A 20,269-nucleotide genomic window follows, 5' to 3' on the forward strand; every position below is an offset into this window, starting at 1 on the left:
GCGCAGACTGACCCGTTTCTTGGCGAACGTGACGCCACAGTCAAGAGGGTGCGTACCGCTCCTCTCGGCCCAACGTGAAACTAACTTCACGCTCGCGGCCCAACGTGAAACCAACTTCACGCTCGGCGGGAGGCTACGGCCGCATTTCGTAGGCGCCGTTGATCGGCAGGATGTGGTCCTTCCAGACCTGGTCGTAGCGCGCGGCATCGAACACCGGCCGGCGGATCATCCGCATCGCGAAGCGGGCCTGTGCATCCGTCGTCGCCGACTTGTCGCTCAACTCGACTGCGTAGCTGTTGAAGTCGCGCACCAGCACCGCGAAGATCTCGTCGATCAGCGCCTCGTCCACCCCGGACAGCGGGGCCTCCTCCAGGATCAGCTGGGCGTAGGGCACCGTCGCGAACAGCTGGCCGACCCCGAAGGCGAAGTCAATATCCTTCTGCTGCAAGGCATCTGGCGTGGCAGAGGCCAGCATCTCGGCCAGCACGTCAATTTGCTCGCGCAGCAGGGCGACGTTGGGCAGATGCGCGAAGCTCTCGAATGGCGCGCGCCAATCATGGAAGCGCACCTTGCCCAATCCCCCGGTCGGGCCCTGATTGAACAGGAACGCGTCGTCGACCGCGTCGTCGCGGCGCCCGAGCAACGGCAGTTCGCCGTTCGGCGCGAACAGGTAGTTGGGCATGAACTTGCCCAGCAACCCGATGTTGATGTGCACCGTGCCTTCCAGCCGTGGCAGCAGCCCGATCTCGCGAGTCATGGCCTCGAAGATGGTGTCCTTCTCGACACCCTTGGCGGCGATGACGTCCCACAGCGCGATGATCACCCGCTCGCCCTCGCTGGTGATCTTCGCCTTGGTCAGCGGGCTGTAGAGCAGGTAGCGGCGGTCGTCCGCCGAGGCACTGCGCATGTAATCGGACGCGCGGGTGGCGACCATCTTCATCGCGATCAGTCGCGCGTAGGCGTCGGTGAGCAGGCGTCGCACGTGGCTGAAGTCGGTGACGACGGTCCCGTATAGGTAGCGGTTGGAGGCGTGGGTGACCGCCTCGTACATGGCGTGGGTACACATGCCAACCGCGCCCCAGCCGAGGTTGTACTTGCAGACGTTGACGGTGTTCAGCGCGGCGTGGAAGGCCTCGGGGCCGCGGTGCAGCAGGTCGGCCTCGGTGACCGGATAGTCGTGCAGCGCATAGTTGGCGACATAGTTCTGCGAGTTGACGACGTTCTTCTTCAGCTCGTAGCGGTCGTGCTGGGAGTCGGCGACGAAGAACACGTACTCGTCTTCTTGTCCTGGAGCGCCGGCGATCTTGCCGAAGGTGGAGACCATCCGGGCCGCGTTGGCGTTGCCGATGTAGTACTTCTCGCCGTTGGCGACCCAGCCGTGCTCGGACGGCGTCAGGATCATGTCGGTCTGGTAGACGTCGGCGCCGTGGGTCTGCTCGGACAGGCCGAAGGCGAACACCTCACCCTGCTCCAGCTGGGCGGCGGCCTTGCGCTTGGCGTCCTCGTTGTCGCTCATCCAGATCGGGCCCAGGCCAAGGGCCGTGACCTGGAAGGGGTACCAGTAGTTCAGTCCGTAGAAGCCGACGATCTCGGCGAACTCGCTGATCCGGTAGGTGTCCCAGCGGCAGTCGGCGGCGCCGTACTCGGAAGGCGTCAGCAGCGAGGCGAAGATCCGCTCCCGGCCGATGTGGTCCAGGAAGTCGGAATACCAAACCCGCGCATGGTCGTCGGCCTTGAGCCGCGCCTTGCCCCGGGACTCGAAGAAGTCCACGGTGGCGGCCATGATCTCCCCCGAGCGAGCGTCGGGGTATTGACGGTTCAGGTGGTTGGGGTTGAGCAACATGCGGCAGACGGTACGCCGATGTGCGGGGTCGCGGTATCAGCCCGCGGTTAGCTGGGAAATCCGAATTGTCGTCGCAATTGCCTCTGTTGGATAAGCACCGGCCCGGCCTAGCATCAGCGACGTGTCCGAATTAAATACCGCGCGCGGATCCATCGATACCGCCGACCTCGGCGTCACGCTGATGCACGAGCACGTCTTCATCATGACCACCGAAATCGCCCAGAACTATCCCGACGCCTGGGGCGATGAAGAAAAGCGGGTGGCCGATGCCATCACCAGGCTCAATGAGCTGAAGTCGCGCGGTGTGGATACCATCGTCGACCTGACCGTGATCGGGCTGGGCCGCTACATCCCGCGCATCGCCCGCGTCGCGGCGGCCACCGAGCTGAATATCGTTGTGGCAACAGGGTTTTACACCTATAACGACCTGCCGCTGCGGTTCCACTACGAGGGCCCCGGCGGGTTGCTGGGCGGCCCGGAGATCATGACCGACATGTTCGTCAAGGACATCGAGGAGGGCATCGCCGACACCGGCATCAAGGCCGGAATCCTCAAATGCGCCACCGACGAACCCGGCGTCACCCCCGGCGTCGAGCGGGTGCTGCGTGCCGTCGCTCAGACGCACAAGCGCACCGGGGTGCCGATCTCCACGCACACCCACGCCGGGCTGCGCCGGGGCCTCGAGCAGCAGAAGATCTTTGAAGAAGAGGGCGTCGACCTGAGCCGGGTGATCATCGGGCATTCGGGCGACAGCACCGACATCGGCTACCTCGAGGAACTCATCGCGCCCGGCTCCTACATCGGCATGGACCGGTTCGGCATCGACGCGTACCTGCCGTTCGAGGACCGGGTCAACACGGTGGCGCAAATGTGCGAACGCGGGCACGCCGACAAGATGGTGCTCTCGCACGACGCCAACTGTTACTTCGACGCCCTGCCCGAAGAGCTGGTGCCGCAGATGATGCCGAACTGGCATTACCTGCACATCCACAACGACGTGATCCCGGCCTTGAAAGAGCGCGGCGTCACCGACGAGCAACTGCACACCATGCTGGTGGACAACCCGCGGCGCATCTTCGAGCGCCAGGGCGCATATGAGTGAGCCGATCCCGCCGATCGGTAGCCAGACGGCTGCGCTGGCCGCGCTGGATCCCGATCGCCCAGCCGTCAGCTGTGAGGGTCACACACTGACCCGGGCCGAATTGGATCGCTCGACCAACCGGCTGGCCCGCGCCTACGCCGAACGCGGCGTCGGGGTCGGCGATTACGTCACGATCTTGCTGCCCAACTCCGTCGAGTTTGTACAGGCCGCGGTGGCATGCTGGAAGTTGGGCGCGGTGCCGCAGCCGTTGTCGCCGCGGCTGCCGGCCGCGGAGTTGCAGGGCCTACTGGACCTGCGTCCCAGAGCACTGCTGGTCGGCGGCGAGGATCCGCAAGGCCAAATATCCAGTGTGCCTAAGGGTTTCACTCCTGACCCGACGTTCTCGGATGCGCCGCTGCCCGAAGCGGTGTCGCCGAGCTGGAAGGCGATGGGATCCGGCGGCAGCACCGGGCGGCCCAAGCTGATCGAAGCCGGTGGCGACAGCCGGGTTTCGACGCTGACTGGGTACGCGATGGGCGCCCAGGACGACGACGTCACCTTCGTGCCGGTGCCGCTGAGTCACAACACCGGCCTCACCACCGCGGTGATCGCCTTGATCGGTGGTCACCATCTGGTGCTGATGAACCGCTTCGACCCAGATCAGTTCCTGCGGGTCATCACCGACCACCGTGTCACTTTCATGGTCGCGGTACCGACGATCATGCAGCGGGCGCTGCCGGTCTACCAGGCCAACCCGCAGGCCTACGATCTGTCGTCGATCCGGCGGTTCTGGCACGTGGCGGCGGTTTGCCCGCCGACCGTCAAGCAGGCCTGGATCGATCTGCTGGGGCCCGAGAAAGTCTGGGAGCTTTACGGCGGCACCGAATTACAGGCGCTCACCTTCATTTCCGGCGATCAGTGGCTGGCCCATCGCGGGTCGGTCGGCATCGTGGTCCTCGGCGAGATGAAGGTGCTCGATGACGACGGCAATCCCTGCCCGCCCGGCGTGATCGGCGAGATCTACATGCGGCCCGCCCCGGGCAGCGCGCCGACATACCGGTACCTCGGCTCGACGGCGAAGACCCGCGACGGCTGGGACTCGCTGGGCGATCTCGGTTACTTCGACACCGACGGGTTCCTGTATCTGTCCGACCGGCGGGTCGACATGTTCACCGTCGGCGGCCGCAACGTCTACCCCGCGGAGATCGAGAGTGCGCTGTCGGCGCACCCGGATGTGTTGTCCTGCTTGGTCGTTGGCGTCCCCGACCCGAACGCCGGCGATCTGGGCCAGGTGCCCTACGCGCTGGTGCAGGCGAGCGACGACTCCACGCTGGATGCCGCGGGGGTGCAGGAGTTCCTGCGCGCCAACATCGCCGGTTACAAGGTGCCGCCCTCCCCCAACTTCATTGAATTCGTCGACACTGCCCTGCGCGACGACGCCGGCAAGGCTCGGCGATCGGCGGTCCGGGCCGAGATCATGGCGCGGTTGCCCGCCGCCGAGGCCAGCTGAACCCAGAAGGCATCAAGAATTCTCCAAGCGCCCGGCACCACGATCATGGCTATGCAGATCGAGCCATTGAGTACGGAGCTGATCGAACGTTATCTGCGATCGCGCCACTTGCGATTTTTCCGCAGCGACGACGGCGCGGAATTCATGTTGGTGCTGTCCAGCTACGAGCGGGGCAAGCTGCACGTGAACCTGCGGATCAACGGGTTGCGGCCCGACATCTTCGAGATCTCGGTCAGCCCCGCGGGCTACTACCAAGCCAGCGAGCGCCCGCGCCTGATGGAAGTGGTGAACGACTGGAATCGCGACAACCATTGGCCCAAGGCGTTTGTGCGGGAAACCGCGCAGCCCAGCCACGTCAGTGTGGTCGGCGAGAATGCGTACCTGCTGACCGACGGCATCCACCTGGCGGGGTTGGGGCACTTCATCAAGTCCACCGTCGAGTACGGCACCGACCTGATCGAGAAGATCGAGCAGGCCGTCAGCCTGCCGTCCGCGGACACGCTGGAAGAATGGATGGACCGCACCGGCTAGGGCGCTATCGCGTCCGCCTCGGCATCTATCTCCTGAGCAGCCGGCTTCTCGCGTTTCTCCCAGCGGCGCAACGCCTCTCGGCACGGCGACTCGACCAGGGCGTAGCTCACCGCCGCGATCGCGAAACCGAAGATCAGCGTCAGCACCAACACCGTCGGCATGTTGCCGGTGAACGGGAACGTCCCCACCACCGGGAACACCATGGCCAGGGTGGCCAGGTGCCAGATGAACAGGCCGTAGGACCAGCGGCCCAGGGTGACCATGCCGGCATTGCCCAACAGCCGATGCCCGGTGTCGATCCGGTCCAGCACCAACGGCGCGACCAATGCGAACGCGACCACCGAGCCCATCGAGGTCTTGACCGCGAACTGTGTCGCGGTCCCCGGAATCAATCCCTCCGGACCCGCCACCGGGGACGCGGCCACCAGAAACGCGGCCAGTGCGATGACGGCCATCAACACCCGCCGCCGCGCCAACCGGTGTGGCAGCCCGATCGGGCTGTGCACCCACTCGGCCAGCAGCATGCCCGCGGCGAACCAGGAGAAGAAGGCCGGCGGCCAGTTCATTGGGTTGCCGGATTCCGAATGTAACGGCAGCCAACCCCACGCCCAGCTGAGCACCGCCAGCGCGGCGATCGCCGGGACCCGGGCGCGCACGGGGATGCGGCGGGCCAGTAACGCCAGAATCGGCAACGCCAGATAGAAACTGACCTCGACCGAGAGGCTCCACATCTGGGTCAGGCCGCCGGTCAGGGTGAGCGGCACATAAATCTGGGTGAGTGTCAGGTTTGCCAGCCACACCGTCGGGCTGGCGTGATCCGCGTCGGGCAGCAGGGTGAGGATCACGACGACGGCCACCAGATAGGCCGGCATGATGCGGACCACCCGCGATCGCAGGTAGTGGCCGGTGAGCGGACGCGGTCCCAGATCCCGGGCCGCCGCCGCGTGGCCACGCCACAGCAGGAACCCCGACAACGCGAAGAACACCGCCACGGCGAGGCCGAAGCGGCCGAAAAGCCGGCCGTCGACCCCGCTGGAGTGTCCGGTCTGAAAGGCCACATGCGTAATGACGACACCCATGGCCGCGCAGGCGCGCATACCCTCGACAGCGGGCAGGAAGCTGCGGGTTCCGCCCGCCTGGTGGCTATCGGTCACGATCTCAGTCTGCCTGCGCTCTGTTACCTGCCTAATCGGGTACTGCTGTTAGGGTCGAACGGATTTGCCTAGAGCATTAGGGAGGGCATGGCCACGTGAACCGAGCGGTTATGTTGCGGTTCGCCGCATGCGGCATCATCGGACTCGGGGCCGCCCTGCTGATTGCCGCGCTGCTGCTGTCGACCTACACCACCAGCAGGATCACCAAGATCCCGCTCAACATCGACACCATGCTGGTCAGCGACGGCACCGGAACCGCACTCGACTCGGCGTCGCTGTCCACCGACCACGTCGTCGTCAACCAGAACGTGCCCCTGGTTTCCCAGCAGCAGATCAGCGTCGAGTCGCCGGCCAACGCCGACGTGGTCACGCTGCAGGTCGGCACCTCGCTTCGGCGCACCGACAAACAGAAGGACACCGGGCTGCTGCTGGCGATCGTCGACACCGTCACGCTCAACCGCAAGACCGCGATGGCCGTCTCCGACGACACCCACACCGGCGGCGCCGTTCAGAAGCCGCGCACTTTCGGCGACGAGAACCCGCCCACCACGATTCCGGTGCGCCACGACGGCCTGTCCTACCGGTTCCCCTTCCACACCGAGAAGAAGACCTATCCGTACTTCGACCCGGTCGCGCAGAAGACCTATGACGTCAACTACGACACCCAAGAGGACGTCAACGGCCTGACCGCCTACAAGTTCACCCAGAACATCGGTTACAGCGCCGACGGAAAGTTGGTGGCACCGGTGAAGTACCCGTCGCTGTACGCCGGCGACGAGGACGGCAAGGTGACGACGTCCGCGGCGATGTGGGGCCTGAAGGACGTGGACCCGGCCGAGCAGATCACGATGACCCGCTACTACGCGGCGCAGCGGACCTTCTGGGTGGACCCGGTCTCGGGCACCATCGTCAAGCAGACCGAGCACGCCAACCACTTCTTCGCCCGCGATCCGCTCAAGCCCGAGCTGACGCTGGCCGATTACAAGGTCACCTCCAACGAAGACACGGTGGAATCCCAGGTGAACGCGGCCCGCGACGAGCGCGACCGGCTCGCCCTGTGGTCGCGGGTACTGCCGATCACGTTCACCGCGGTCGGCCTGATCGCGCTGATCGGCGGTGGCTTGTTCGCGGCGTTCGGCCTGCGCACCGAGAGCGCGCTGACCGACCCCGGGCTGGACCGCGGCGACGAGGAATTCTTCGGGCGCAGCGGGCTCGAGGAACGGGTGCCCGGCGCCGAAGCCGAGACGGAGAAGCTGCCCGCGCAGCACTCCGAATCGCATGACGATCCGCCCGGGTCCGATCCGCCGCGCGGCGAGGCGCCCGAGCCGTCCGAACCGAATCCGCCCGGCCCGGCCGACCGGGACTAGCCCGCGGTTGCGCCGACGGTGACCGCACCATGGCGCCGGGCGGTGCAGTGGTCTCTTCCCGGATATGCGTTGGCCCTGGCGCTGCTGGTGGTTGCGCCGGTGCTGCGGCCGGGCTACCTGCTATTGCGCGACGCGGTGTCCACGCCGCGTTCGTACCTGTCGGATACCGCCCTGGGGTTGACCGCACCGCCGCGGGCGACGCCGCAGGATTTCGCGGTGGCGCTGGCCTCACACCTGATCGACGGCGGCGTCGTGGTGAAGGTACTGCTGGTCCTGGGGGTGTGGCTGGCGGGTTGGGGTGCGGCGCGACTCGTGGCCGCCGCGCTGCCCTGCGCCGGGACGCCCGGCCAGTTTGTGGCGATCACGCTGGCGATCTGGAATCCCTATGTCGCAGAACGACTTCTGCAGGGTCACTGGAGTCTGCTGGTCGGCTACGGCTGCCTGCCCTGGGTGGCGACGACGGTAGTGAGGCTGCGCACGGGTGAGGCCGGCTTTTTCGCGTTGGTGTTCTGGATCGCCCTGGCCGGACTGACCCCGACCGGGCTGATGCTGGCCGCGACGGTGGCGCTGGTCTGTGTCGCCGCCCCGGGTACCGGCCGGCCCCGATGGCTGTGCGCGGCAGCGGCGTTGGGTGCCGCGCTGGTCGCGGCGCTGCCGTGGTTGGTGGCCGCGGCGACGGGCTCGTCGTTGTCCACCCCCAAGGCGGCGAGCACGCTCGGTGTTCTTGCGTTCGCGCCGCGCGCCGAGCCCGGCCTGGGGACGCTGGCCAGCCTGGCCAGCCTGGGCGGCATCTGGAACGGCGAGGCCGTACCCAGTTCGCGGGCAACGCTTTTCGCGGTGATCTCGGCACTGGTGTTGCTGGGCGTGGTAGCGGCCGGGCTGCCGACGGTGCTACGCCGCCCGGCGTCGGTGCCGCTGTTGGCGCTCGCGGCGGTTTCGGTGGTGACACCGGCCGTGCTGGCCACCGGGCCCGGCCTGCATGTGCTGGCCGCCGTGGTCGACGCCGCACCGGGCCTGGGGGTGTTGCGCGACGGGCAGAAGTGGGTTGCGCTGGCGGTGCCGGGCTACGCCCTCGCGGGCGCCGGCGCGGTGGTGACGCTGCGGCGGTGGCTGCCCCCTCCGGCGGACTTCGCCATGGCGCTGGTCGGCTGTCTGGCGCTGATCGCGGTGTTGCCCGACTTGGCGTGGGGGGTGGGCGGCAAGGTCGCGCCGAGGCACTATCCGCCGGGGTGGGCGGCCGTGGCGGCGGCGATCAACCGCGCGCCCGCGCCGGTCGCGGTGCTGCCCGCGGGCTCGATGCGGCGCTTCGCCTGGTCGGGTCCGGCGCCGGTGCTCGATCCGCTGCCCCGCTGGCTGCGCGCCGACGTCCTGAGCACCGGAGATTTGGCGATTTCCGGGCTGGTCGTGCCCGGGGAGGGCAACCGTGTCCGCGCGATCCAGGAGATGCTGCTGTCCGGGCCCGATCCGTCCACGCTGGCGCCGGCCGGCATCGGATGGCTGGTCGTCGAATCGGACAGCGCGGGTGACATGGGCTCGGCCGCACGCACCGTGGGCGCGCTCACGCCGGTGTTCCACGACGAGGAATTGACGCTCTACCGGGTCGGCGGCAACGCCGCCGGGGCGCCGTCGGCTCGGCGTCAAGCCACCGTGGTCGCACACCTGGCGTGGCTGGGGCTGCTGCTCGTGGGCGGCGCCGGCGCGCTGGTCGCCGCGGTACGGCGCCTGGTTAGACCACGCCGCTGACGAACTCGCCGGCTTGGACGCCTTCGAGCACGGCGCGCATCGCGTCGGCGCTTTGCGTCCAGGAGAACTCGCCGCTGCGCGTCTGCGCCTTGACCCCGAGTTGATCGCGCAGCACCGGATCGCACAGCAGCTCTTCGAGGCGATCCACCAGCTCGGCGCGGTTGTCCACCAATACCCCGGTCACGCCGTCGACGATCGAGTCGGACAGTCCGCCCGACGATCGGTAGCCGATAGTCGGCACCCGGTGCTGTGCGGCCTCGACGACCGCCAGACCCCAGCCCTCCTTGCGCGACGGCAGCACATGCACCCAAGCACCTTGCAGCACATGGTGTTTGGTCACGTCGTCGACATGGCCGTGGAAGGTCACCGCGTCGCTGATGCCGAGGCTGCGGACATGGTCGACGAGCCGCTGGCGCCACCAGCCGTCGCCGACGATGTCCAGATGCAGTTCCGGCAGCCGCGGGCGCAGCTCGGCGACCGTTTCCAGGGCATCCTCAATCTGCTTGTGCGGCACCAGCCGCGAGAGCACCACCACTCGAGGCACGGCCGAACGCGGGCCGCACAGCGACTGGGCCGGCGCCTCGTCAAGGCCGTTGCGTACCACCGCGATCCGCTCGTTGTCCGCGCCCAGGGCGACCAGGTCGCGCGCCGACGGCAGCGACACCGTCAGGTACTGATTGCGCCGGTGCAGCCGCGGCGACAGCCACGACTCGACAAACCAGCCCAGCCGGCCGAACACCGGCCCGGCCACCGGCCACTGCTCGCGGTGGCAGTGGTGTACCAGCACCACCACGCGGCGCCCGTAAAGCAGCCGGGCGCAAAACGGCAAACCGTTCTGCGAGTCGACGACCACGTCGGGCCGCACGCGCCGCAGCGGTCCAAGCCCGAGCCGGGCCCCGGCCATCGCCAGCAGGGCCCACACATAAACCGAGTAACGCCCACCCGAGCGGCTGATCCGCACGCCGTCGACGACCTCGCGGCGCGGTGCGCCCGAATAGCGGGCGGTGCGCAGGGTGACCGTGACGCCGGACGCGGCCAGCTGCGCGCCGATGCGCTGCAAGTAGGCCTCGCTGCCGCCGCCCTGCGGGTGGCCGGTGTCGCGCCAGCACAACAGCAGTACCGAGCGCAGACCAGACATGAATAATCAGCCTAGCCCGGCGACAACAGGCACCCTGGGCATGGCGACGGTTTCGGTCACATTCGCCACACCAGCCTCTGCCTCGGGGATCGTTCGTTGTGCCCGCCTCCGAGCGACAGATCGATGGCCCAGGAGCGCGGGTCACACATTGTCGCTATGAGGCGGGCACTTTGGGTAGCTTCCGGCGACGACGCGGGCCGGCACTGCGTAGGGTTGCCCGGTGGCGGTGACCGACGTTTTTGCGCGACGGGCCACGCTGTCGCGCTCGGTGCGGCTGCTGTCGGAGTTCCGCTACGAGCAGCCGGACCCGGCCAGGTTCTACGGCGCGCTGGCGACCGATACCGCGGCGATGGTCGGCGATCTCTGGCTGGCCGCCCGCGGCGAACCGCCGGCCGGCCGCACGCTGCTCGACGTCGGCGGTGGGCCCGGGTATTTCGCGCAAGCGTTCACCGCCGCCGGGGTGCACTACCTGGGCGTCGAGCCCGATCCGAGCGAAATGCATGCCGCCGGACCCACCCCGGACCCAGCGACAGACTCGTTCGTCCGGGCGTCGGGCATGGCGTTGCCGTTCGCCGATGACTCGGTGGACATCTGCCTGTCGTCAAACGTCGCCGAACACGTGCCACGGCCGTGGCAGCTCGGCGCCGAGATGCTGCGGGTGACCAAGCCGGGCGGGCTGGCCGTGCTGTCCTACACCGTCTGGTTGGGCCCTTTCGGTGGGCACGAGATGGGCTTGACGCACTACCTGGGCGGCAAGCGCGCCGCCGCGCGATATGCCCGCAAACACGGCCATCGCGCGAAGAACGACTACGGGTCGTCGTTGTTCGCGGTGTCCGCCGCGGCGGGGCTGAGCTGGGCCGAGAACACCGGGGCGCTGCTGACCGCATTCCCGCGCTACCACCCGCGATGGGCCTGGTGGCTGACGTCGGTGCCGGTGCTCCGCGAGTTCGGGGTGAGCAATCTCGTACTGGTGCTCCAACCGCAAGAATGAAACATGTTCTCGTTTTGCGTCGGCTTGGGTAGGGTGGCGCCATGGGTGAGATTAAGACCGAATACGACAAGCTTTTCATCGGCGGCAAGTGGACCGAGCCGTCGACCTCTGAGGTGATCGAGGTGCACTGTCCGGCCACCGGCGAGTACTTCGGCAAGGCACCGCTGGCAGCGGCGGCCGACGTCGACGCCGCGGTCGCTGCGGCCCGCGCCGCTTTCGACAGTGGTCCGTGGCCCACGACTCCGCCGAAGGAACGTGCGGCCGTCATCGCCAACGTGGTCAAGCTGATGGAGGAGCGCAAGGAGCTGCTGAGCGCCCTGCTCGCCGGTGAGACCGGCCAGCCACCGACCACCATCGAGACGATGCACTGGATGGGCTCGATGGGCGCGATGAACTTCTTCGCCGGCCCGGCCGTCGACCAGGTCAAGTGGCGCGAGATCCGCAACGGCTCCTACGGGCAGACCATCGTGCACCGCGAGCCGATCGGCGTGGTCGGCGCGATCGTCGCCTGGAACGTGCCGCTGTTCCTGGCCGTCAACAAGCTGGGGCCAGCGCTGCTGGCCGGCTGCACCGTGGTGCTCAAGCCGGCTGCCGAAACCCCGCTCACCACAAACGCTTTGGCGGAGATCTTCGCCGAGGCCGGCCTGCCCGAGGGCGTGCTCTCGGTGGTGCCCGGCGGCATCGAGACCGGCCAGGCCCTGACGTCGAACCCGGACGTCGACCTGTTCACCTTCACCGGCAGCTCGGGTGTCGGCAAGGAGATCGGCCGTCGCGCCGCCGAGATGCTCAAGCCGTGCACGCTCGAGCTCGGTGGTAAGTCGGCAGCCATCCTGCTCGAGGACGTCGACCTGGCGTCTGCAATTCCGATGCTGGTGTTCTCCGGGATCATGAACACCGGCCAGGCCTGTGTCGGTCAGACTCGCATCCTGGCGCCGCGCTCGCGCTACGACGAAATCGTGGACGCGATAAGCACATTCGTGCAGGCACTGCCGGTCGGACCGCCGTCGGACCCGGCCGCCCAGATCGGGTCGCTGATCTCGGAGAAGCAGCGCGCCCGCGTCGAGGGCTACATCGCCAAGGGCATCGAGGAGGGCGCCCGGCTGGTGTGCGGCGGCGGCCGTCCCGAGGGCCTGGACAACGGATTCTTCGTCCAGCCCACGGTGTTCGCCGACGTCGACAACAAGATGACGATCGCCCAGGAGGAGATCTTCGGGCCGGTGCTGAGCATCATCCCATTCGACACCGAAGAGGACGCGATCAAGATCGCCAACGACTCCGCATACGGTCTAGCCGGCAGCGTGTGGACCAGCGACATCGCCAAGGGCATCGAGATCTCGGAGAAGATCCGCACCGGGACGTACGCGATCAACTGGTACGCCTTCGACCCGTGCTGCCCGTTCGGCGGCTACAAGAACTCCGGCATCGGCCGCGAGAACGGGCCGGAGGGCGTCGAGCACTTCACGCAGCAGAAGAGCGTGCTGATGCCGATGGGTTACACCATCGACGCCTGAGTTCTTTACGCCGAGCGTGCAGTTAGTTTCACGCTGGGCCGCGACCGTGAAGTTAGTTTCACGCTCGGCGACTAGCGGTCAGGTGGTCGCCGTGGGCATCGCGTGGGCGAACGAGTTGCGTTTATGCGGTCTATTCAGGCCGATCAGCAAAACGTGGCCGTCGCGTTCCAGGGTCACGGTGTCGAGAGCGGGAAGGATTTGCGCGGCAGGGCTGTTGTACGTGTGTGCCATCGCCTCAGCGAATCCCAGAACCCAGAATTATGCAATACACCATAATACTTATGGTTTGCTCAGCTTGGTGTTAGCCAAGATCAATGACCTAGGTCACACATTTGCCTGGTCTGCGAGTTTAGCTCCACTAATAAGTTGCTTAGTAGACCGTTGTCTTATATGATCCTCAGCATAATCATGAGCCGCCGGCTTCGGCGCATGAGAGCAGCACTAGGCCGGGAGAAATACCATGTGGATTATCGAACTCAATGTCGCCGGCTACCAATTCACGCGCGAGGTGCGCGACCTGAAACGCCCGTCATTCCGGTTCAGCCCGCGTAACATGCACTGGCCGGTATCGCGGCATTCGCACGCTGCATGACGTCCGCCCTAGGAGGTACGAGAGTGCCGACCACGAGCGACGTTCAGCCGGAACCGACGTCGACGAAGCGCGTCGGCACCCGCGCCAAGATGCTGGTCAGCGCCGCCGAGGTGATGCGTGAGCGCGGAGCCGCCGGCGTCACCATCGATGCCGTGCTGGCGCGCAGCGGCGCCCCGCGCGGTTCGGTCTACTACCACTTCCCCGATGGCCGCAATCAAATCCTGAGCGAGGCGCTGCGGTATTCGGGGGATTCCATCACCGCCACGATCGACGCCGCCGCCGATAAAGGCGCCCGCACGTTGCTGCGCGAGTTCATCGAACTCTGGGAGCGCCTGCTGACCGACGGCGACTTCCTCGCCGGCTGCCCGGTGGTCGCGGCCGCGATCAGCTCGGACGAAAGCGATCAGGACCTGACCAGCGAAGCCGGCCTGATCCTGGGCCGGTGGTGTACGGCATTGACCCGAGCGTTCGCGAAAGACGGCTTCGACGACGACGATGCCGCCTCGCTGGCGGTGATGTCGATTTCGGCGCTGGAGGGTGCGATCGTGCTGGCTCGCTCGACCCGCTCGGTCCGCCCGCTCGGCCAGGTCGGCGAACAGCTCGAATTCCTAATCAAGGCAAGGGAATTCGTTACCCGCAATGGGATGCCAGGCAAGCAGGACGGCTAATAGCCCCGGTTGAATCTCAGTCGCTCGCCGGAAGCGGCTTGACCTCTTTGAGCGCAAGCGCGGTCGCACCGATGCTCAGGCTGCCCGCGCCCGGCTTGGTCACCAGCACCTCGGCGCCGGCCTCGTCGACATAGCGCTTGCCCATCACGGTGCCCCCGGCGAAGGCCGGGTCGAGTTCGCCCGAGCGCTCACCACCGATCGGCACCATCGGCACACCACCGCAGCGCAGGTCGTCGAGGCTGTCGGAGCTCCTGACGACGATCACCTGGGTGTCACACACCTGGCTGGTGAGGCGGGTTCCGTTCTTGATCATGATTTTTCGTCCTCTGCTTACTGCTCGGCCGCTGCGGCCTGCAATCCTTCGATGATCTCCCGGCGAAGCACCTTGCCCGTGGGTGTGGTCGGCAGCTCGTCGCGAAACACTACGCGGTCGGGCGTACGCGAACCGCGCAAAGTTTTGCGTACGTGCTCCCGCAATTCCTCGGGATCGGGTTCGGCGCCGGGCCGCGGGACCACCACGGCAACGATCGCCTGCCCCCACTGCGCGTCTTCGACACCGACCACGGCGACGTCGCGCACATGCGGATGCTCGACCAGCACCTCCTCCAGCTCGGCGGGCGCGATGTTCTCGCCGCCGCGGATGATGGTGTCGTCACTGCGTCCGCCGATGAACAGGTAGCCCTCTTCATCCAGCATCGCGATGTCTTTGGTTGGGAACCAACCGTTTTCGTCGAGCACCGAGCCGATCCCGGTGTAGCGGCCGGAGACCTGCTCACCACGCACGAAGAGCTCGCCGGTCTCCCCGGCCGCCAGCACCTTGCCCTCGTCGTCGCGGATCTCGATCTCGATGCCGGGCACCGGACGGCCCACCGAACCGAGCCGCTTGACCGCGGCCACTTCCGACGCTGCCTGCGCCGCGCGGTGGTCGTCGGGCGTCAGCACCGCGATCGTCGAGCTCGTCTCGGTCAGCCCGTAGGCGTTGACGAAGCCCACCCCGGGCAACAACTCGAGCGCCCGGCGGACCAACGGCAGGCCGACCTTCGAGCCGCCGTAGGCCAGGTTGCGCAGCGACGTCAGCTCGTGGCCGCCCGCCTCGAGCACGGTGACCACGCGGTCCAGCATGGTGGGCACCAGCGTCGCGGTCGTCACGTGTTCGGCGCCGATCAGCCGCACCCATTCGCCCGCATCGAAGTTCGGCAGGTAGACCATCTTGCGGCCGGCGTACAGATTCGACAGCGCGGCGCCGACCCCGGCGATGTGATACGGCGGCACGCAGATCAGGGCCGCGTCTTGTTCTGCGGCCGAGTCGAATTCGACGGTTCCGGTGACGTAGCTGGTCAGGTTGTTGTGCGAGAGTTCGACGGCCTTGGGCTGCGACGTGGTGCCGGAGGTGAACAGCACGATCGCGACGGACTCCGGGTCGGGAAACGCGAGACCCTCAGTGGCGGGCTCGGCGCTGCGGGCGGCGGTCAGGAAGTCGTCGGAATCGATCACCCGCTTGGACGAATCGCCGACCATGTCCTGGTAGCGGCTGTCGACGATGACCAGGGGTTCGGGCAGTCGCCCGATCAGCGTCTGGATGCCCTCGGCGGACAGCCGGTAGTTGAGCGGGGTGAAGGGCAGCCCGGCGCGGGCCGCAGCGAAGATCAGCACCGGCAGCATCGCGCCGCCGACACCTACGTAGGCCACGTGCTGGGCACCCGATTCCGCGATGACACCCGCGCCGCCGTCCGCCAGATCGCTGAGCTCCTGCGTCGTCAGCCGGGTCTCCCCCGAGACGACGGCGGTGCGATCGGGGTTGCTCGACGCAGCCATCTCGAGAAGCAACGAAACGCTCATACTCGATCCCTCTGAATCCCAACCCTTTTGCGCCCTGATACGGACTCTACGAACATAGCGTATTACATCTGGTCTTAGGTGCCGGTCCACTGGGGAGCGCGCTTCTCGGCGAATGCGATCGCGCCCTCCTTCGCGTCGTTCGAGCCGAACACGGGAGCCAGCAGCTTGCCCTGCTCGGCAAAGAAGTCCTTCGGGTTCCAGCTGCGGGACTCGACGATGATCTGCTTGGTGACCGCCACCGCGAGCGGCCCGTTGGCGGCGATCTTTTCGGCCAGCTCGATCGCGGCATCCAGCGCCGACCCGGGCTCGGCCAACACGTTCACCATGCCGAGCGCGTGGGCACGCTCCGCGCTGAGGTTCTCCCCGGTCAGCGCCAGCTCCATCGCGATGGCCGACGGAATGCGCTGGGGCAGGCGCAGCAGTCCGCCGCCACCGGCGACCAGACCGCGCCTGACCTCGGGGATACCGAAGGCCGAGTCCTTGGACGCCACGATCAGATCGGTGGCCAGCGCAAGCTCGGTGCCACCGGCCAGGGCGTAGCCCTCGACCGCCGCGATCAGCGGTTTGGTCGGTGGACGCTCGGTGAAGCCCATGCCGCGGCCCTCAACGATGGGAAATTCGCCCCGGGCAAACGCCTTGAGGTCCATGCCCGCGCAGAAGGAGCCGCCGGCGCCGGTCAGGATGCCCACCGAAAGACCTGCATCGCCGTCGAGCCGGTCGACCGCTTCGGCCAGGCCTTTGGCCACCGCGAGGTTGACCGCGTTCTTGGCCTTGGGCCGGTTAATCGTGATGATCAGGATCCGGCCGCGTTGTTCGACCAGAACTTCGGGCTCGTTGGCTTCGTCAGTGCTCACGGTAGCTGCCCATCTCCTTCCAAATCGGTGGCATCGGTGGCATCGGTGCAAACCAGTGGCTGTTACCGATTGATGGTAGCGGCCGACGGAAATGCCATTGGCACCAGGAGAGAGTCGCGTTACCAAAAGTCGGGGTCGTCGCGGCAGCCGGACCGGTCAGGCCGGCGCCATCGCCGCCTCGACGGGCGTCAGCACTTCGGAAAGCCCTGCAGCCCTGCGTAATTCGATGAAGTCGGCGACCATCGCCTCGGTCACCTCGTGCGGGTCCTTGACGGTGGCCCCATCGGACAGCACCGAGATGTTGAGCTGATCGACGTAACTCCACACGGTGATGTTGAGCCCACTGCCTGCGGTCAACGGCCCCACCGAGTAAATCTCGGTGACCTGAGCACCGCCGACGCGGCCGCGCTCGCGCGGTCCGGGCACGTTCGAGATCGGAAGGTTGAGCACCTTGTTCTGGCCGTCGCGGCTGGAAGCCCAACGGAAAAACGACTCGGTGGCCAGCGGCGGCATGTAGTTCGACCATCGGCTGATCAATTCCGGTCCGACCAGGTGGAACGCCTCCTTGGCGGAGTTGGCGTTGTCGTGGCAGGCCGCCAGACGGGCCAACGGGTCGTCGAGGTCGGCCGGCAGCGCCACCATCATCCCGGTGAAGTAATTGCCCGAAATCCGATCCGGCGAGAAGTTGAAACTCGCCGGGACGGAGGCCAGCAGCGGTTCGGCCGTGCCGTCGTAGCGCAACAGCAAGGTGCGCAGCGCCCCAGTGGAGATGGCCAGCACCACGTCGTTGATCTTGACGCCTCGCTTTTTGCCGGTCTCTTTGACGTCGGCAAGCGCCAGGGTGGCCGTCGCGAAACGGCGTTCCGGGGTGATCCGGTGATTGAGGAAGGTGGGCGGCGGGGTGAAGGGCATGGTCAGCTCCGGCGAGAGCTTGCGTGAGCTGTGCCGGACCCGATTGACACCGCGCGCGGTGTAGCCGAACGTCCCCGGCAGCTTGCGGGCCTGGCGGAGGTGATCGAAGAATGCCGTGCGCACCAGTTGCGACTTGGTGGGTGCGGGGTCGGTGATCTGCGGACCGCTTTCCGGTGTGGGCAGCAGGTCCATGCCCCGGGCCATCAGGTTGGCCGACGCGACGCCGTCGGCGAGCGCGTGGTGGATCTTGCCGACGACCGCGACGCGGTTGTTGGCCAGGCCTTCGATGAAGTACATCTCCCACAGCGGACGGTCGCGGTCCAGTGGGGTGCTGGCAATGCGTCCGATCGCTTCGTCCAACTCGCGGCGACCGCCCGGCTCGGGCAACCGCATCTGGCGGATGTGGTACTCGAGGTCGACCTCGCAGTGCTCGCGCCACATCGGATGGTGGAACTTCCACGGGATGTCGACGAGCTGATAGGTGAAGGGCTCGAGCTTGTTCAACCTGGCCCCGATGACCTGGCGAAACGAATCGATGGCGAAGTCTCGGCGATCCGGGTCGATCTCGACGACTGCGACCTTGATCGTGTGCATATGCACGTTAGGGGTCTCGCTGTACAGCAGTACCGAGTCCCAGCCGCTCAGCCGTTTCATCGCTGCCCCTTCCCCTCAAGGGGGACCTTACTCAGCGACCGAGCTAGATGACCTCTTTTGACCTGATCTGCACCTTGGTGCGGTAGATCTGGTTGAGGAACAGCGAAGTCGCGTGGGCAGCCACCCCGGCGCGCTCGCCGTCGATCATGTCGAAGCCGTGTCCGGCGCCGGGCAACTCCAGGTACCCGACCATCGAATGCGACACCGCCCGCAGCCGCTCCACGAAGCTGCGCGCCTGTTCGACGGGGATGACGCTGTCCTTGCTGCCGTGAATCACCAAGAACGGCGGGGCATTCCGGTGTACACGCGCGATCGGCGACGCGTCCCGGTACAGCTCGGGGTGACGGCCGATGGACTTCTTGACCACCACCCGCTCCAGGAATTCGACGAACCGGTCACGCTCGGGGGTCGAGCGGTCCTCCCAGTCGTAGCGGCCGTAGATGCCGACCACCGCGTCCACCGAGCTGTCCGCGCCCTCCGGCAGCCTCCGCTCGAAGTCCGGGTCGTCGGGCGTGAGGCCGGCCAGCGCGGACAAGTGCCCGCCCGCCGAACAGCCTGCCACCGCAACGAAATCGCGATCACCGCCGAACTTGTCGACGTTGGCACGCGCCCACGCGATCGCGGTCTTGACGTCGGTGATGTGACGCGGCCACCGGTGATAGGGCGCGACGCGGTAGTCGATCGCCAGGCACACCCAGCCCTGCTCGGCCAGTCGCGACATCAGGGCGGTGCCCTGCATCATCGCGCGCCCGTGCACCCAGGCGCCGCCCGGGACGAAGATCAGCACCGGCGCGGGCTGGGCCGGCAGATCCTTGCGCCGCCAGACATCGAGCACCTGCGCCGGGTGGTCGCCGTAGTGCACCGCCCGGCGGTACAGATAGCGGCGCTGCCGCAACGCCTCCCAGATCGGCGGCGTCTTCTCGGCGACCGGCCATTCGGCGTCGAGGTCCGCGGCGGACACGACTCCGCGCAAGGCCGCGACGGACACGTCGTGCGTGCTTTCCCGGTCCCGGCGGCGTGTGTCGTTGATCCCCGGTGTCAGCAAGTCCTTCTTCAGGGCAGAGAAAGCCTCTGGCGCATGTCGCGCGCCCCAGACACCCATCGCGGTCACACCACCCAGTGGTTCCAGGTGCTTACCCACCACCGGTAGCGAAGCGCTGGCAACGCTTAATGCCAGCGCATAGTCGGCGGGACGGGCCCGCAGCAACCATTTCAAACAGGGTGTCATGCTTGGAACCCTTGCCGTCATGTAGGGGACTGTACCCCGAGCGCGTCAGGGGAAACTGACGTTTGCGTAGAAGTGCCGGAGATGGCCGGAAATCGCCCGGACAAATGTTTGCTAAATTGCCGGATTTACTTCCCTAGACAGGGTTCTTGGCTTCGCTGGGCGAGGCGCGCCGACGCGCCGCGACGAGCCGGATCATGTAGCAGATAGCGCTCATCCCGAACATCGCCGCGGTCAGCAGCAGCCACCTGCCCAGGAAGGGTTGCTGAGTTTGGCCGGTCGCCGCCAGGTAGGTGGGCCCGCCCTGCTCGATGATGCCGGGCAAAAAGATCAGTAGCGTCAGCCCAGCCCCCAAGGCCGGCACCCGAATGTAGTTGCGGGCGAGCACCTTTGGACGGCCGCGACCGGAATGCCGGCGCACCGACAACACCCGGTCGGCCAGAGCGTAGAGCGGGAAGAACAGCAGATCATGGACGACCACGGCGGCGGCGAACCAGACGGCGATGGACTGCCACCAGGTGCCGGGGTTCCACAGCGTCGCCGGTTTGAAGGTGGCCAGAATGTAGCCCATCAGTGCGAACCCGGACAGCATCGTCAGCAGATGCAGCGGATGCGATCCGTAGACCGCGGCGAAACGTGTTGAGAGTCTTGACATC

The 20,269-nt window shown here is 66.9% G+C and carries 18 protein-coding genes; 8 read left to right on the plus strand and 10 right to left on the minus strand.

Annotated elements, in window-relative coordinates:
- Positions 1 to 133 precede the first annotated feature (133 nt).
- A complete protein-coding gene (locus tag LMQ14_RS25925; RefSeq protein WP_267732457.1) occupies positions 134 to 1,843 on the minus strand; it encodes an acyl-CoA dehydrogenase in 1,710 nt (569 codons plus the stop codon).
- Positions 1,844 to 1,964: 121 nt separating this feature from the next.
- Here LMQ14_RS25925 and LMQ14_RS25930 point away from each other — a divergent pair, with 121 nt between their 5' ends.
- The 3 genes from LMQ14_RS25930 to LMQ14_RS25940 are packed head-to-tail and all read left to right on the plus strand — an operon-like array spanning position 1,965 to position 4,965.
- Complete coding sequence (locus LMQ14_RS25930; RefSeq protein ID WP_267732458.1) at positions 1,965 to 2,945, plus strand: phosphotriesterase-related protein; 981 nt, start codon at positions 1,965 to 1,967, stop codon at positions 2,943 to 2,945.
- Positions 2,938 to 4,434, plus strand: coding sequence for an AMP-binding protein (locus LMQ14_RS25935; RefSeq protein ID WP_267732459.1), 1,497 nt, complete (start codon positions 2,938 to 2,940; stop codon positions 4,432 to 4,434). Before LMQ14_RS25930 ends, LMQ14_RS25935 begins: the two co-directional genes overlap by 8 nt.
- 51 nt (positions 4,435 to 4,485) lie before the next feature.
- The gene (locus LMQ14_RS25940) at positions 4,486 to 4,965 is read left to right on the plus strand and encodes a YbjN domain-containing protein (protein ID WP_267732460.1); all 480 of its coding nucleotides are present in this window, start codon (positions 4,486 to 4,488) and stop codon (positions 4,963 to 4,965) included.
- Here LMQ14_RS25940 and LMQ14_RS25945 read toward each other — a convergent pair.
- Positions 4,962 to 6,062: an acyltransferase family protein gene (locus LMQ14_RS25945; protein ID WP_267735683.1), complete on the minus strand. Its 1,101-nt coding sequence runs from the start codon at positions 6,060 to 6,062 to the stop codon at positions 4,962 to 4,964. The genes LMQ14_RS25940 and LMQ14_RS25945 overlap by 4 nt on opposite strands.
- Positions 6,063 to 6,214: 152 nt before the next feature.
- On the opposite strand from LMQ14_RS25945, the gene LMQ14_RS25950 reads away from it, so the two are divergent.
- Positions 6,215 to 7,486, plus strand: coding sequence for a DUF3068 domain-containing protein (locus tag LMQ14_RS25950; protein ID WP_267732461.1), 1,272 nt, complete (start codon positions 6,215 to 6,217; stop codon positions 7,484 to 7,486).
- A gap of 42 nt (positions 7,487 to 7,528) precedes the next feature.
- Entirely contained in the window at positions 7,529 to 9,229 is a 1,701-nt protein-coding gene (locus LMQ14_RS25955; protein ID WP_267735684.1) for a hypothetical protein, read from the plus strand.
- Here the strand turns inward: LMQ14_RS25955 and LMQ14_RS25960 are convergent.
- Entirely contained in the window at positions 9,213 to 10,367 is a 1,155-nt protein-coding gene (locus LMQ14_RS25960) for a glycosyltransferase family 4 protein (RefSeq protein WP_267732462.1), read from the minus strand. The genes LMQ14_RS25955 and LMQ14_RS25960 overlap by 17 nt on opposite strands.
- Before the next feature lie 220 nt (positions 10,368 to 10,587).
- Between LMQ14_RS25960 and LMQ14_RS25965 the strand changes: the two genes are divergently transcribed.
- Both LMQ14_RS25965 and LMQ14_RS25970 read left to right on the plus strand, forming a co-directional pair.
- Complete coding sequence (locus LMQ14_RS25965) at positions 10,588 to 11,358, plus strand: class I SAM-dependent methyltransferase (protein WP_267732463.1); 771 nt, start codon at positions 10,588 to 10,590, stop codon at positions 11,356 to 11,358.
- A 41-nt stretch (positions 11,359 to 11,399) separates the two neighbouring features.
- Complete coding sequence (locus LMQ14_RS25970) at positions 11,400 to 12,869, plus strand: aldehyde dehydrogenase (RefSeq protein WP_267732464.1); 1,470 nt, start codon at positions 11,400 to 11,402, stop codon at positions 12,867 to 12,869.
- A 78-nt stretch (positions 12,870 to 12,947) separates the two neighbouring features.
- Here LMQ14_RS25970 and LMQ14_RS25975 read toward each other — a convergent pair whose 3' ends face one another.
- Entirely contained in the window at positions 12,948 to 13,100 is a 153-nt protein-coding gene (locus LMQ14_RS25975; RefSeq protein WP_267735740.1) for a hypothetical protein, read from the minus strand.
- Positions 13,101 to 13,550: 450 nt separating this feature from the next.
- Between LMQ14_RS25975 and LMQ14_RS25980 the strand changes: the two genes are divergently transcribed.
- Positions 13,551 to 14,129 (plus strand): TetR/AcrR family transcriptional regulator, encoded by a 579-nt coding sequence (locus tag LMQ14_RS25980; RefSeq protein ID WP_267735685.1) that lies wholly within the window; start codon positions 13,551 to 13,553, stop codon positions 14,127 to 14,129.
- A 16-nt stretch (positions 14,130 to 14,145) separates the two neighbouring features.
- Here LMQ14_RS25980 and LMQ14_RS25985 read toward each other — a convergent pair whose 3' ends face one another.
- The 6 genes from LMQ14_RS25985 to LMQ14_RS26010 all read right to left on the minus strand — a co-directional run bounded on the left by LMQ14_RS25985 (position 14,146) and on the right by LMQ14_RS26010 (position 20,268).
- Positions 14,146 to 14,442, minus strand: a complete 297-nt coding sequence (locus tag LMQ14_RS25985) for a hypothetical protein (protein ID WP_267732465.1) — start codon at positions 14,440 to 14,442, stop codon at positions 14,146 to 14,148.
- A 17-nt stretch (positions 14,443 to 14,459) separates the two neighbouring features.
- Positions 14,460 to 15,968 (minus strand): class I adenylate-forming enzyme family protein, encoded by a 1,509-nt coding sequence (locus LMQ14_RS25990; RefSeq protein WP_267732466.1) that lies wholly within the window; start codon positions 15,966 to 15,968, stop codon positions 14,460 to 14,462.
- Positions 15,969 to 16,042: 74 nt separating this feature from the next.
- Positions 16,043 to 16,822, minus strand: coding sequence for a crotonase/enoyl-CoA hydratase family protein (locus LMQ14_RS25995; protein ID WP_267732467.1), 780 nt, complete (start codon positions 16,820 to 16,822; stop codon positions 16,043 to 16,045).
- A gap of 156 nt (positions 16,823 to 16,978) precedes the next feature.
- On the minus strand, positions 16,979 to 18,388 hold the full coding sequence (locus tag LMQ14_RS26000; RefSeq protein ID WP_267732468.1) for a WS/DGAT/MGAT family O-acyltransferase: 1,410 nt from the start codon (positions 18,386 to 18,388) through the stop codon (positions 16,979 to 16,981).
- Between the two features lie 43 nt (positions 18,389 to 18,431).
- Complete coding sequence (locus LMQ14_RS26005) at positions 18,432 to 19,637, minus strand: alpha/beta hydrolase (RefSeq protein WP_267732469.1); 1,206 nt, start codon at positions 19,635 to 19,637, stop codon at positions 18,432 to 18,434.
- A gap of 112 nt (positions 19,638 to 19,749) precedes the next feature.
- The gene (locus LMQ14_RS26010) at positions 19,750 to 20,268 is read right to left on the minus strand and encodes a hypothetical protein (protein WP_267732470.1); all 519 of its coding nucleotides are present in this window, start codon (positions 20,266 to 20,268) and stop codon (positions 19,750 to 19,752) included.
- Position 20,269: the final 1 nt, after the last annotated feature.

It is taken from the genome of Mycobacterium sp. Aquia_213, from assembly GCF_026625985.1.
In the GTDB taxonomy this organism is placed as follows: domain Bacteria; phylum Actinomycetota; class Actinomycetes; order Mycobacteriales; family Mycobacteriaceae; genus Mycobacterium.